The following is a 13,077-nucleotide window of genomic DNA, read 5'->3' as shown; positions in this document are numbered from 1 at the left end:
GCCGTGCTTGGTTCGACCGGAGCGGCCCGCGACCGGATTTCGGATAAGCTCGTCGTCGCGGTCGCTCAGGTAAGGTTGAGATGCAATCCTACTCGGCGAATGGCGCTGCATCCACCAGATCAACCACCGAAGGCGCGCTGTATCCTTCGACAAAGCGTTCGCCGAAATCCCGGATGAAATTGTCGTAGCTTGTTTCCGGCCTGGTGCTTGCAATATGGCAGAAGCAGCGGCGGAATTGCCGCTTGATCTGCATTCGCGGGAATTCGGCGACGATCCGCGACACTTCGGCGGCGGGGATGATGTCGTATTGCAGCCCGATGACGTCGAAGCAGATGCCGGCCGTGGCGAGTGCAACCTCGCTCTCTTTGTAGAGAGCGATCGACGGGGTCGAGTTCAGCGCGACGCTGTCCCAGATCAGCTGGGCGCGGCGCCGGTCGAAGCCGCGCTCGGCGGCAAAGTGCCGCGCCAGGTCCGCGCCTTCGACCTCGAAGCGGCGAGGTCCGGCGAAGCTTTCATTCAGCGTGATGTCGTGCAGCAGGGTGCCGACCGCGAGCACCTCCTCATCGTGCACCACGTTCTGCAATTGTCCGAGCCTTGCCGCGAACAGCCACGAGCGGACGACGTGGTTGAACAGATACGGCGCGCAGTGCTGCCGCGCATGTTCGATTGCGGCATCGACTATGGGAGCGTCGGGAACGACGACGCCCGCGAGGGTGCGGTGGGCAGGTTTGTCCATGCTGCTGTCTTTCTCGTTGAGATCTGCAATTCAGGTGAACGAGATCGCTAGCTTCGGATGAATTTCAGCAGCTCGGCGTTGATCTGATCCTGATGGGTGGCGGTCAGGCCGTGCGGGGCCCCCGGGTAGTAGACGTCCTTGGCGCCCTTGATCAGCTTCGCCGATTTGCGCGCGGAGTCCTTGACCGGCACGATCTGGTCGTCCTCGCCGTGCAGGACCAGGGTCGGCACGTCGAACTTCTTCAGGTCCTCGGTGAAATTAGTTTCCGAGAAAGCTTTGACGCTCTCATAGGCATTCTTGGCGCCTGCCTGCATGCTCCACAGCCAGAACTGGTCGAGCGTGCCCTGCGAGACTTTTGCACCCGGCCGGTTTGCGCCGTAGAAGGCAATCGCCAGATCCTTGTAGTATTGCGACCGGTCGCCGGCGACGCCTGCACGAATGGCATCGAACACCTCGACCGGAAGTCCCTCCGGGTTGGCTTCGGTCTTCAGCATGATCGGCGGCACCGCCGCGATCAGCACCGCCTTGGCGACGCGACCGGTACCATGGCGGCCGATATAGCGCGCGACCTCGCCACCGCCGGTGGAATGGCCGATCAGCGTGGCGTCCCGTAAATCAAGCGCTTCGATCACCGCGGCGAGATCGTCGGCATAGCCGTTCATGTCGTTGTGCTCCGAGGCCTGGCTGGAGCGACCATGCCCGCGCCGGTCGTGCGCGACGACGCGAAAGCCGTGCTGGGCAAGGAACAGCATCTGGCCGTCCCAGGCGTCTGCATTCAGCGGCCAGCCGTGCGAGAAGGTCACGACGGGGCCTTGGCCCCAGTCCTTGTAATAGATCTCGGTGCCGTCCCTAGTGGTGATCGTGCTCATCGTTTTGCGTCCTTTGGGGTGAGGAGAGAGTTGTGGAGCCAGTCGGCGAGCCGGGTCCGCCCGAGCTGCGGCTCGTCGCCCGGCGTCAGCGACTGATCGTTCAGGGGCAGGCCGAAATAGTCCGCCCGGATATCGGGGATCACTCGGCGTGTGTCGCCCCTGGCGGCCAGAACCTGCTGTGCAAACTCATCGAGGCCGCGCCTTTCGGGACCAGCGATCTCGACTATGCGGTTGCGAGGCGGACCAAGCGCCAATTCGGTCAGTGTGGCCGCGACGTCGTCGGCAGCGACGGGCTGGAGATGCGCAGGCGACAGCCGGATCACGTCGCCCTCGGCGCCGCCTGCGATGATCGCGTCGATGAATTCGAAGAACTGGGTCGCGCGCAGGATGGTGTATGGAAGGCTTGATGCTTGGATGAGCTCCTCTTGCACAAGCTTTGCGCGGAAATAGCCGCTCGTCTGCAGTCGGTCGGTGCCCACCACCGACAGCGCGAGATGATGCTTCACCTCGGCGGCGGTTTCGGCCGCCAGCAGGTTGCGGCCCGAGGTCCGGAAGAAATCCATCGCGGTCTTGTCGTCGAAGGCCGGCGAGTTCGCGACGTCGATTACGACTTGTGCACCGTCGACTGCCTCGGCAAGGCCCTCGCGGGTCAATGTGTTGACGCCGGAGGAGGGCGAGGCCGCGACCACCTCGTGGCCTTTGGCCTGAAGCCTGCGCACCACATTGCTTCCGATAAGGCCGCTGCCGCCGATCACCACGATCTTCATTATGCCCTCGCGTCTCGTTCGCTCCAGAGGCGGCAAGGATGCGCCGGAATCCGGCCCAAGACCTTGGTATGGACGTGCAGCGCCCTTGGTTTTTGCTTGAAATCTACTTGCAGTTTCGTCCAAACAGGGCGCAGCAGCATCGGCTGGGTGCGCCGAGAGCGGGATTCCGCTCGGGTTTCAATCAGGGTCTTTGTGGTGCGGTTCACCTTCGAAGCCTATGTCCTCGATGAGGATCGGCGGGAGTTGCGGCGGGACTCCGAGGCGGTCAGCCTCACGCCGCAGGCTTTCGATCTGCTGCTGTATCTGGTGCGCAACCGCGGCCACGTCGTCAGCAAGAATGATCTGTTCGACACGGTCTGGGGCGGGCGGATCGTCTCGGAATCGACGTTGGCCAGCCACATCAACGCTGTGCGCAGGGCGCTGGAAGACAGTGGAGAGGGACAGCGGCTGATTCGAACCGTTCCGCGCAAGGGGTTCCGCTTCGTCGGCGAGGTGCACGTAGCGGCCGATCAGCGCATCGCGATCGTGCCGTCGGCGGAGAAGCCGGTTGCCGCGCTCGACCTGCCCGACCGGCCCTCGATCGCAGTGCTGCCGTTTCTGAACCTGAGCGGGGACCCCGCTCAGGACTACTTCGCCGACGGCGTCGTCGAAGACATCATCTTCGGTCTGTCGCGAATCCGCTGGCTGTTCGTGATCGCCCGCAATTCCAGCTTCACCTACAAGGGCCGCGCGGTCGATGTGAAGCAAATTGGCCGCGAACTGGGCGTGCGCTACGTCCTGGAAGGCAGCGTGCGCCGCTCCGCTGGCCGCGTGCGCATCACCGGACAATTGATCGACGCCTCTACCGGCGCTCATCTGTGGGCTGAGCGGTTCGAGAGCGCGATGGACGACATCTTCGAACTGCAGGACCAGATCACCGCCAGCGTCGTCGGCGCGATTGCGCCGCAGCTCGAGCTCGCCGAAATCGAACGCGCCAAGCGCAAGCCGACCGAAAGCCTCGATGCCTACGACTATTATCTCCGCGGCTTGGCGCAATTCCACACCGCGACCCGCGACGGAATCGATGGGGCATTAGCGCTGTTCTATGGGGCGATCGATCGCGATCGGGACTTTGCTGCGGCTTATGGCATGGCGGCGTGGTGCTTCTACTGGCGCAAGATGAATCGCTGGCTCGCAGACCGCGCCGCCGATGGCGCCGAGGCGGCGCGGTTGTGCCAGCGCGCGGTGACGCTGAACAAGAACGACGCAGTTGCATTGTGCCGTGGCGGCCACGCATGGCCCCATTTCGGCGGCGATCTGGACACCTGCGTCGCCCATGTGGACCGCGCGCTGGTGCTCAATCCGAATTCGTCGACGATCTGGTATCTCGGCGGGTATCAACGAATCTCGATGGGCGAACACGACAGCGCGATCGACTATTTCAGTCGCGCCATGCGGCTCAGCCCGCTCGACCCCGAGATATTTCAGATGCAGACCGGGATCGCGATGGGACATCTGTATTGCCGCCGCTTCGACGAGGCGGTGGCGTCACTGCAGCGGGCGTCGCGGCAGATGCCGAACGTCCTGCGGGTGGCCGCCTTCATGGCGGCGAGCCATGCGCTGGCCGGGCGGATGGACGACGCCCGAGAAGCGATGGCCCACGTTCGCAGGCTGGATCCGACTTTACGGGTCGGCGTTTTGGACGATTGGCTGCTTGTCCGCCGCCCGCAGGATTTCGCGCTCGCCTCGGAGGGCATGCGGATGGCCGGGCTACCCGAATGAAGGACGCCGTGTCGGCACAAGTGCTGGAAACGGCGACAACAGATCTGAACAGGCTTGATCGGCGATAGGCCTTGAATCGACGCCGACGCGCCCTCGGCTCCGAGGGGCCAACCGCTCACCGCTTTTGTGTTGACGCGCCTCGCTGCCTCCGCTTCCGTCCGTATCGAAAGACAAAAGGAGGAAGCCATGGCCCAAGCCAAACGCATCGTTCTCGCCGCGCGTCCCGTCGGCGAACCCAAGCCGTCTGATTTCCGTTTGGAGGAATTCGCCGTTCCGACGCCAGGGCAGGGCGAAGTCCTGCTGCGCACGATCTGGCTGTCGCTCGATCCCTATATGCGCGGGCGCATGAGCGAGGGGCCGTCCTACGCAGCTCCGGTGCCGGTCGGCGGCGTGATGGAGGGCGAGGCGGTCAGCGAGGTCGCGGCGTCCAACAATCCCGATTTCGCGGTCGGCGACATCGTGCGCATCCGCTCGGGCTGGCAGACTCATGCGATCTCGAACGGCAAGGGCCTGATCAAGGTCGATCCCAAGCTCGGGCCGATCTCGACCTCGATCGGTGTGCTCGGCATGCCCGGCATGACCGCCTATACGGGCCTGCTCGACATCGGCAAGCCGCAACAGGGCGAGACCGTCGTCGTTGCCGGTGCGTCCGGCGCGGTCGGCTCGGCGGTGGGGCAGATCGCCAAGATCAAGGGCGCCCGCGCGGTCGGCATCGCCGGCGGCAAGGACAAGTGCGACTACGTCGTGAAGGAGCTCGGTTTCGATGCCTGCATCGATCACCGCGATCCCGATCTCGCCGCCAAGCTGAAGGAAGCCTGCCCAAAGGGCATCGACGTCTATTTCGAGAATGTCGGCGGTGCGGTGTTCGAGGCGGTGTTCCCGCTGCTCAACCCGTTTGCGCGCGTGCCGGTGTGCGGCCTGATCGCCCATTACAACGACACCGAGGCCAAGCCGCCGAAATGGGCCGCCAGCCTGATGCGCGCCACGCTGACCAAGCGGCTGACCTTCCGCGGCTTCATCGTCTCCGACTTCGCCGCCCGCCACGGAGACTTCCTGCGCGACATGTCCGGCTGGGTTCGCGACGGCAAGGTCAAGTACAAGGAGTTCGTCACCGAGGGCCTGGAAAGCGCCCCCGGCGCCTTCATAGGCCTGCTGAAGGGGGCCAATTTCGGCAAGCAGCTGGTCCGGGTCGGGCCGGACAAGGCCTAGGCATGATCCGGAAAAGTGCGAAGCGGTTTTCCGGAAAGATCATGCCAAAACAACAACCTAAAGCGCGAGCGCATTCATCGCGCTTTAGGCGACAGGGACTGGGCCTTACGTGGCCCCGCGGGCACACGCCGCGTGGGGATAGTTAACAAAGAGTCACCAAATGGTCACACCTGTCCGCAAAAGCCGCAGGTGTGACCGCCGGTTCATTGACGGCCGCACGAAGGCATTGAATCATCGCGCATATTTTAGGTGCTGCGATGTTAGAGATTGGTATTTTCTGCGTCATCCTCCTGGCCGTCGGCTATTGGGCGACCATGTTCATCATGGGCCGTCGCGACGACGTCATCCATGGCAAGTTCGTTCACGCCGAGGACGAGGGCGAATTCGCCCCGGCCGCAATGCCTGCGCCTCCGCCATTCCCGAAGCGTCCCGTGAAAGCTGCGCAGCGCCCCGCTGCCCAGCCAGCCAGCACCGAGGCCAAGCCGGTGAACAGCGCCGCGCTGCAGTCGCTGCTCGCCGCGATCCAGCAGGATCTCAAAAGCGTGGCTTGAGTCTTTCGCGAGGCCGCAACACAAGAGCGGCTGAGGTTCAGCCGCACATGTGCGCCATGGCTGTGACAGCGCGCTACAACATGATTCGGAAAAGTGGGTAGCGGTTTTCCGAAAAGCTCATGCTCAAACAGTAACCCAAAGCACGATGACGATTCATCTTAATCGCATCGCGCTTTAGGCGGCGTGCCGCATGCGTTCGATACTCTGAGTAATATGGTTTCCTGCATCGTCAGCGACCTTCAAAGACATGTCCGCCATCCGGCGGCTGGTATCGAGGGCGCTTCTGATCGAATCGCGCATCAGATCGGTCTGCACAGCCGCCAAATCCTGCGGAGTTCGGCAGCGCCAGAGTTCATTCATACGGTCCATGGTCCTCTCGATCTGCTGTCGAACGAAATCGAAGTACTCGCGTGAGACGCCGTTCATTCCTTTGACGACCGCGGTTGTAGAGTACATGATTGCTTCAGCGTTGCGGACCGATCGTTCTGTTGCCTGCTCCGTTTCATTGCCCGTCACACCGAACGTGCGACCAAGCTGATCAGCAGACCGGCCCAACATCACAGTGGCCATGTCGACGCCGAAGCGCCAACTGTTTTGCAACATCTCGGCATTCTGTTGCAGCAGGTGACTGCTGGCTTGGGCCACCTCCTCGCTGGCCTCAGCGGTAGCTAAGCCGATCCGTCTGGTTTGCTCAGCGGTCCTTTCGGCGGCGCGGCGCATTGTGTCCTCAGGGCTTTGCGTAGACTTTTCCTCCTGGCGTGGATTAGCCATCTGTTGCTCCTTGGTTATTGTTGGTGACGTCGGATCCTCTCCGTCACAGGTGCGATCCTTAGCGGCCAACGTGGGCATTTCTCGACCGTTCCGGGACACGTGATTTTTAATCAATCCTCCGCGATCGCGCGCAGGAACGAGCGCTTCAACTTCCAATTACTCCATGGATTGGTTCACTTGCTTGGCACCGCGGGTCTCATGTTCATACCCTCGATCATCAAGGGTCAGTAATGACCACCGCTGAAACCGTGTTGCTCATCGCTGCCTTGTTATTGGCGCTTCTCGTCGTCGGTAACATCGGCTTCTCCAAACTGGCCGAGTGGAGGAATCCACCAATCGGCAAGTTCCTCGAATGCGACGGCGTAGTGCTCCACTATGTCGATCGAGGGGATCCGGCCGCTCCTTGCGTCGTGCTGCTCCATGGCAACGGATCCATGATCCAGGACTTCACGATCAGCGGTCTGGTCGATCTTCTTGCCCGCACCAATCGCGTGGTGTGCTTCGATCGCCCAGGCTTTGGCTATAGTCAGCGGCCGCGGCTCCGAATATGGACCGCGGCAGCTCAAGCCGCTCTGCTGGCGAAGGCGCTCAATCAACTTGGAATCCGCAATCCGGTTGTGCTCGGCCATTCTTGGGGCGCCTTGGTCGCTATCGCTCTCGCCGTGCGAAAGGATTATCCGACCCAGGGTCTTGTGCTTGCGTCAGGGTACTATTTCCCGACCGTCCGATTGGACGTGTGGCTGATGTCAGGTCCAGCCATACCGGTCCTGGGCGACCTGGTCAGTTACACTGTCGCGCCGATCGTTTCGTGGGCCGTCCTGCCAGGAGCTCTCCGCAAGATCTTTGCGCCCCGTTCTGTCCCGCAGACGTTCAGGAATGAATTTCCAGCGTCTTTGGTGCTCAGGCCCACACAGTTGAGGGCGGCTGCGGAGGAAAGTGCACTCCTCATTCCAACTGCAACACAATTCCAAGCTTATTATCCAGCCATCGGCGAGCGAGTGCAGATATTCCACGGAACAGAGGACCAAGTGATCGAATTCAGACAAGCGCAGGATTTACATCAAGCACTGCCTCGGTCCGATCTTCACCTTGTTCCAAATGCCGGGCATATGGTCACGTACGCAGACCCCGCCGCCATCGTGGAGGTCGTCAACTCAATGACGAACTCCTGAGATCGGCAGCGACGGCCGTCACTGGGCCTTGCCGCGTGCAGGCGCTGCAACCGGCCGCAATTCCATTCTTGATATGCCTGCTGCGACGTTCACACCTGTCTGCGCCTGGACGGACACCGGCTGCAAGGCGATCGTACGATCCGAGCCGCCCACCAGGAGGTTGGCACCAACTCCGGCGCCGACAGTGCCGCCGGCGGTCGCGCCCGCATAAGTTCCGGCCAAGGCTGCCCGGCGAACTGTCGTTGGCGCAAACACGGTCCAAACGAGCTGACCGCCGGACGTGGCTCCTATGTCCAGACCAAGCGTGCTGACGGTGCCTTCGTAAGCCTCGCGCGCCCTGCCTCGTGCCGATGCATAGATGCAGCTCAGCTGCCGTTGTCCCGCAACAATCATGCCGACTCCGGGCGATATGTTGCACGTGAGTGTGCCGACTCTCGAGCGCCCAGCCTCCTGCGCCGTTGCCGGAACCATCGTGAGGACGAGTGCCAAGGCCGCGCAAGCCGTGGCCAAATTGGTCAGCCTCGCTTCGTTCAGCGTTGTCCTGGTCATGGGGCCTCCATCGACGTAGTCTGATCGTCCTTCAATGCGCGCCGAGCCAGCGATGTTCCTGTTGGTCGCAAGCCGAAGCTCCAGAACCACGAGACAGGCCTCGCTTATGGGGTCGGCATGTGGAGCACGCGTGTCCGGCTCTGCGCTAGGTGTTGAGTGACAGGCGGACATCAAGCGCGCCTACTGCACGCAGCCGATTTTATCAGTGCCCGTCGCCCATCTGGATGAGCAGCTCCTCGATATCGACATCGACCTGGCCGGCCGCCCTGATGTGGCGGACCTCGAGACTGTCGGCCTGGAAGCGGTATTCGACCAGGCCGACTTCCTTGATCGCGATCCGGTCCTGGCGCTGATCGTTGATGACGAAGCCCGCTGACGGCGCCCAGACGTGGCGGGTGTGGCGGAAGGTGAAGTCGCGGCGCTGGTGCACGTGCCCGCTGGCGATGAGACGCAGGTCGACCTTGCCGAACATCTCGATCAGCCGCGCCCGCGCCGGCTGCGGCACGTAGCGGATCGACGTCTCCGGCGTCTCGGGATCGTCGGGCAGGTTGAGAAACAGCGGCTTGTGCAGGAACAGCGCGATCGGCTTGCCGTTCGTGCGCGCGATCTCGCCAGACAGCCAGTCGAACTGCTCGGCCTCGAAGGCGAGGCCCGAATTCATCACCAGCGAATTGAGGCCGATGAAGCACCAGCCCGCGGCGTCAAACGCCCAATGATCTTCGCCGATGATGTCGCAGAACTGCTGGCGGTGCGTCTCGCTGACCGGCGGCTTCGGCGCCGGCCCGATCGCGGTCGGATTGTCCCCGATATCGTGATTGCCGGGGAGATAGCGGCAGGTGACCGGCAGCGCGTCGTGCAGGCTCTTTGCGAATTCGACGTCGTCGCGGCTGGTCGGCCCGTCGAACGAGACATCGCCGGTGTTGACGACGAGATCGGGCCTACCGGCGTCGATATGCTCGCTGATGCGATGGAAGTTGGCGATCAGGCCGGGAAAGCGCCGGCCGAGATGGGTGTCGGAAATCTGCGTGAGACGAAATTCGGGCATGCGATCATCCTACCCGTCGCCGCGCGTCGGAACGATGACGGGCCGGGCATGGATCGCAACGAACAAAGTTTAAAGCACGCGATAGCGGATGCTGTAGCCGTCCTGCGGGGCGACGGCAGCGGCGAGCGGGGAAGCGATGCGGTCGGCGAGGTGCCAGGGGCCGAACTGGCCGGAGCGATGCGGCTCGGCCGGCAGGCGGAGGCGGAACTCGAAGACGCCCTTGCCTGAGAGGTTCACGACCAGAACGCGATCGGCCGTGCGATGGTTGAGCACCACTGCGCCGCGCAGCACGGCCCGGCCGTCCGAGAGGTCGCGCACGCCGTCCACCAGCGCCAATGTCTGGTTGCGGTCGGTGTGCAGCTCGATCTGGCTGTCGCCCACCGCCGCCAGCATTTCCCGGGGCATGCGGATCTCGAACTCGACGGCAGGCTTGGAGGGGTTGAGACCGAGATAGGCGAGCGCCGCGTGACGCATGTCGTAGGCGGCAAAGGCGAACAGCGCGAGCGCGGCCAAGGTCGCCAGGCCATGCCTGATGACGTCGCGCCAGGTCCTGTAACTCAGGCGGAAGTAGACCGTCATGGCCAGCGCGACCGCGAGCGCGGCTGCAATCCCGGACAGCGCCGACATCATGATGCCGAGCTGGCCCGTGGCGGCTTCGCTGAACAAGCTGGACAAGGAATTCATGGCTGGCTCGCCTCGGGGCCCAAGGGGCCGAAATCGCTTCAACAATCTGGGGTTGGTCGGGGAAGCGGGAATGCCGGTTCAAGTCGTTCATTGTCAGCGCCAAAAGTCGCGGCTAATGACGTCGGCGGCATTTCGCCTCCCGGGAAAGTTCCGATGTCCGTTCAAATGGTCCTGCTGCCGGTCTTCGTGCAGGTCGCTCTCACCTTCGCGCTGCTGATCGGCATGGTCCTGGCGCGCCGCAAGACCCTGGTCTCCGGCGAGACCAAGATCCGTGACATTGCGCTCGGCGAGCCGAACTGGCCGAAGGGCGCCACACAAATCGCCAATTGCTACCGCAACCAGTTCGAGCTGCCGGTGCTGTTCTATGTCCTGATTGCGCTGGCATTGCCCTTGCGCCGCGCCGATCTCTTCATCGTGCTGATGTCCTGGGTGTTCGTGGTGACGCGCTTTGCCCATGCCGGCGTGTTCGTTTCCTCCAACGATCTCGGCCGCCGCTCCACGGTCTGGCTCGCCGGCGTGCTGGTGCTGCTCGCGATGTGGATTTACTTCGCGCTGAAGCTTTTGCTGCTGATCTAGGCGCTGCGCACCACTTGAAAGAACCCAAATGACCCCCGCTGCCCGGCTGTCCGCAGCCATCGAACTGATCGACACCATCGAGAGGGACCGCGTGCCCGCGGCGAAGGCGCTGAAGGAGTGGGGCACCGCGCACCGCTTCGCCGGTTCCGGCGACCGCGCCGCCATCGCCGGCCTCGTCTGGGATGTGCTGCGCCGCTACGCCTCGAGCGCCTGGCTGATGGATTCCGATACCGCACGGGCCCGGCTGATCGGCATGCTCCGCCTCGAGCGCAACATGGACACGGCGACTATGGGCGCCTTGTTCGACGGCAGCCGCTTTGCGCCGGCGCCGCTGACCGAGGCCGAGCAGGCTGCGCTCGCCTCGCGCTCCCTCCAGGACGCACCTGCCGCCGTAGCCGGCGACTACCCGGAATGGCTCGACCCGCACCTTGCCAAGGTGTTCGGCGAGGACCGCGCCGCGGAGGCGGCCGCCATGGCGAGCCGGGCGCCGCTTGACCTGCGCGTCAACACGCTAAAATCCAACCGCGACAAGGTGCTGAAGGGGCTTTCTCATCTTCATGCAAAACCGACGCCCTGGTCCGCAACCGGCCTGCGCATCGAGCTTTCGGCCGATGCGCGCAACCCCGGCATCCAGGCGGAAGAGGATTTCATCAAGGGCGCAATTGCAGTGCAGGATGAGGGATCGCAGCTTGCGGCCCAGTTTACAGCGGCAAAACCCGGCGAGCAGGTGATCGATCTCTGCGCCGGCGCCGGCGGCAAGACGCTGGCGCTGGCCGCCCTGATGCAGGGCAAGGGCCGGCTGATCGCGACCGACCGCGACAAGCGCCAGCTCGCGCCGATCCATGAGCGGCTGTCGCGCGCCGGCGTCCACAACGCCGAAATCCGCACGCCCAAGGGCGAGGCCGATTCGCTTGCCGACATCCGCAGCACCGCCGACCTCGTCGTGATCGACGCGCCCTGCACCGGAACCGGCACCTGGCGCCGCAACCCCGATGCCAAATGGCGCATGCGCCCCGGTGCGCTGGAGATCCGCCTGCGTGACCAGGCCGAGGTGCTGGAGCGCGCGGTTCCGCTGGTCAAGCCGGGCGGCCGCATCGCCTACATCACCTGTTCGGTGCTGGCGGAGGAGAACGGCGAGCAGGTGAGGGCGTTCGTCGGCCGACATGGCGAGTTCTCGGTTGTCCCGCCCGAGCAGACCGCAAGCGTGCTCTGGGACAAGGCGGAAGCCTTTGGCGAGGCTGCGCTGCAGTCAGCCGAGGGCTGGCTGATGACGCCGCGCCGGACCGGGACGGATGGGTTTTTCGTGTCGGTGCTGAAAAAGACCGGCTGATCGACGTTGTCATTCCGGGGCGCGCGTAGCGCGAGCCTGGAATCCATCGAGCGGCGGCCGCGGATCCATCGATTCCGGGTTCGCCCTGCGGGCGCCCCGGAATGACATCAAAAACAAAAGCCCCGCAGACCGATCCCGGTCGCGGGGCTTTCGAGTTCCAACGTTCTGCCGGTACGTCCGCGGTCAGAACGGTGCGAGGGCGTTAGCCGACGCGGAGATTGTCAGCCGACGACTTGCCGCTGCGGCGGTCGGCGACGATGTCGAACGAGACCTTCTGACCCTCGTTGAGGGAGGAGAGGCCAGCGCGCTCGACGGCGCTGATGTGAACGAACACGTCCTTCTGGCCGTCATCCGGCTGGATGAAACCATAACCCTTTTGGGTATTGAACCACTTCACGGTGCCCATAGCCATGGGAATTTCCTTGTTTAGTTAGAGAGGTACGCACGCAGACCGGTACGCAGCATTGCGCCCATAGTCCCTGATGAGTCGATGTTTGGAGAATTCATCTGAAGCGTGCGCGCCCGTCAGCAACGAAGCGAAGCGGCCCAGTCGTTCGGCCAAGTATCGATGATCACAATATAGCGAGAATTTGGGGCCACTTCAAGGCACCACCCGTGGCCCGAAACGTCCCGCCACTTTGCTATTTCGCGGTGCAAATTAACCGTCGGCGCGCTTCAGTCGACGATGAAGAGCGTCGCCCCCGTCGTCGTCGAGGACCGGTGCGCGGCGTCGCCGAAGTCCGATACCTGGTAGCTCATCCCCGCCGTGAGCTTGAATTTGCGCCCGTCGCGCAACTCAGAGTCGAGCTCGCCCTTCAGCACATAGAGCACGTGGCCGCGATCGCACCAGTGATCGGCGAGATAGCCCGGCGAGTACTCCACCATCCGCACGCGGAGTTCGCCGATGTTGAGCGTGCGCCATGTGGCCTCGCCGCTCTCGCCCGGATGCGTGGTCGGCTCAACCTTGCTCCAGTCGGTGACGGTGAAGGGGGAGGTGGGGAGTTTCATGGGGGCGATCCTGTCTCGGAGCCGGCGCCGCTTTTGTTAGCGCACGCTG

At 63.5% G+C, this 13,077-nt stretch carries 15 protein-coding genes; 6 read left to right on the top strand and 9 right to left on the bottom strand.

Going from position 1 to position 13,077, the window contains the following annotated elements; translation table 11 throughout:
* Positions 1-88: 88 nt before the first annotated feature.
* From I6F20_RS08530 to I6F20_RS08520, 3 genes are read right to left on the bottom strand one after another with little or no spacing between them, the layout of a single operon-like run.
* Positions 89-736 carry an HD domain-containing protein gene (locus tag I6F20_RS08530; protein WP_109144052.1) on the bottom strand — a complete coding sequence of 216 codons (648 nt, stop codon included), beginning with the start codon at positions 734-736 and terminating at the stop codon, positions 89-91.
* Positions 737-783: 47 nt separating this feature from the next.
* The gene (locus I6F20_RS08525; protein ID WP_225125757.1) at positions 784-1,605 is read right to left on the bottom strand and encodes an alpha/beta fold hydrolase; all 822 of its coding nucleotides are present in this window, start codon (positions 1,603-1,605) and stop codon (positions 784-786) included.
* On the bottom strand, positions 1,602-2,372 hold the full coding sequence (locus I6F20_RS08520) for an SDR family oxidoreductase (protein ID WP_225125755.1): 771 nt from the start codon (positions 2,370-2,372) through the stop codon (positions 1,602-1,604). Before I6F20_RS08520 ends, I6F20_RS08525 begins: the two co-directional genes overlap by 4 nt.
* Before the next feature lie 195 nt (positions 2,373-2,567).
* Here I6F20_RS08520 and I6F20_RS08515 point away from each other — a divergent pair, with 195 nt between their 5' ends.
* The 3 genes from I6F20_RS08515 to I6F20_RS08505 all read left to right on the top strand — a co-directional run bounded on the left by I6F20_RS08515 (position 2,568) and on the right by I6F20_RS08505 (position 5,893).
* On the top strand, positions 2,568-4,133 hold the full coding sequence (locus I6F20_RS08515; protein ID WP_225126014.1) for a winged helix-turn-helix domain-containing protein: 1,566 nt from the start codon (positions 2,568-2,570) through the stop codon (positions 4,131-4,133).
* A 186-nt stretch (positions 4,134-4,319) separates the two neighbouring features.
* The gene (gene curA / locus I6F20_RS08510; RefSeq protein ID WP_036022559.1) at positions 4,320-5,342 is read left to right on the top strand and encodes an NADPH-dependent curcumin/dihydrocurcumin reductase; all 1,023 of its coding nucleotides are present in this window, start codon (positions 4,320-4,322) and stop codon (positions 5,340-5,342) included.
* A 257-nt stretch (positions 5,343-5,599) separates the two neighbouring features.
* Positions 5,600-5,893, top strand: coding sequence for a hypothetical protein (locus I6F20_RS08505; RefSeq protein WP_225125753.1), 294 nt, complete (start codon positions 5,600-5,602; stop codon positions 5,891-5,893).
* A 174-nt stretch (positions 5,894-6,067) separates the two neighbouring features.
* On the opposite strand, the gene I6F20_RS08500 is transcribed toward I6F20_RS08505, so the two are convergent.
* Positions 6,068-6,664 (bottom strand): phasin family protein, encoded by a 597-nt coding sequence (locus tag I6F20_RS08500; protein ID WP_036001015.1) that lies wholly within the window; start codon positions 6,662-6,664, stop codon positions 6,068-6,070.
* A 230-nt stretch (positions 6,665-6,894) separates the two neighbouring features.
* Here I6F20_RS08500 and I6F20_RS08495 point away from each other — a divergent pair, with 230 nt between their 5' ends.
* Complete coding sequence (locus I6F20_RS08495) at positions 6,895-7,836, top strand: alpha/beta fold hydrolase (RefSeq protein WP_225125751.1); 942 nt, start codon at positions 6,895-6,897, stop codon at positions 7,834-7,836.
* An 18-nt stretch (positions 7,837-7,854) separates the two neighbouring features.
* On the opposite strand, the gene I6F20_RS08490 is transcribed toward I6F20_RS08495, so the two are convergent.
* From I6F20_RS08490 to I6F20_RS08480, 3 genes are all read right to left on the bottom strand, one after another.
* Positions 7,855-8,307, bottom strand: coding sequence for a DUF992 domain-containing protein (locus I6F20_RS08490; protein WP_081492880.1), 453 nt, complete (start codon positions 8,305-8,307; stop codon positions 7,855-7,857).
* 280 nt (positions 8,308-8,587) lie between these two features.
* Positions 8,588-9,430, bottom strand: a complete 843-nt coding sequence (locus I6F20_RS08485; RefSeq protein WP_225125748.1) for a metallophosphoesterase family protein — start codon at positions 9,428-9,430, stop codon at positions 8,588-8,590.
* 69 nt (positions 9,431-9,499) lie between these two features.
* Positions 9,500-10,114: an acriflavin resistance protein gene (locus I6F20_RS08480; protein WP_225125746.1), complete on the bottom strand. Its 615-nt coding sequence runs from the start codon at positions 10,112-10,114 to the stop codon at positions 9,500-9,502.
* A 153-nt stretch (positions 10,115-10,267) separates the two neighbouring features.
* On the opposite strand from I6F20_RS08480, the gene I6F20_RS08475 reads away from it, so the two are divergent.
* A complete protein-coding gene (locus tag I6F20_RS08475) occupies positions 10,268-10,690 on the top strand; it encodes an MAPEG family protein (protein WP_036000992.1) in 423 nt (140 codons plus the stop codon).
* 28 nt (positions 10,691-10,718) lie between these two features.
* A complete protein-coding gene (locus I6F20_RS08470; protein WP_225125744.1) occupies positions 10,719-12,020 on the top strand; it encodes an RsmB/NOP family class I SAM-dependent RNA methyltransferase in 1,302 nt (433 codons plus the stop codon).
* Positions 12,021-12,222: 202 nt separating this feature from the next.
* Here I6F20_RS08470 and I6F20_RS08465 read toward each other — a convergent pair whose 3' ends face one another.
* Together I6F20_RS08465 and I6F20_RS08460 are read right to left on the bottom strand one after the other, a co-directional pair.
* Entirely contained in the window at positions 12,223-12,432 is a 210-nt protein-coding gene (locus tag I6F20_RS08465; RefSeq protein ID WP_008141931.1) for a cold-shock protein, read from the bottom strand.
* A gap of 263 nt (positions 12,433-12,695) precedes the next feature.
* Entirely contained in the window at positions 12,696-13,028 is a 333-nt protein-coding gene (locus I6F20_RS08460; RefSeq protein WP_036000985.1) for a DHCW motif cupin fold protein, read from the bottom strand.
* Positions 13,029-13,077: the final 49 nt, after the last annotated feature.

The organism is Bradyrhizobium sp. IC3123, assembly GCF_020193625.1.
GTDB classification, from domain to species: Bacteria; Pseudomonadota; Alphaproteobacteria; order Rhizobiales; family Xanthobacteraceae; genus Bradyrhizobium; species Bradyrhizobium yuanmingense.
Note: the sequence above shows the minus strand (reverse complement) of the source record. Positions and strands in the feature narration are given on the sequence as shown.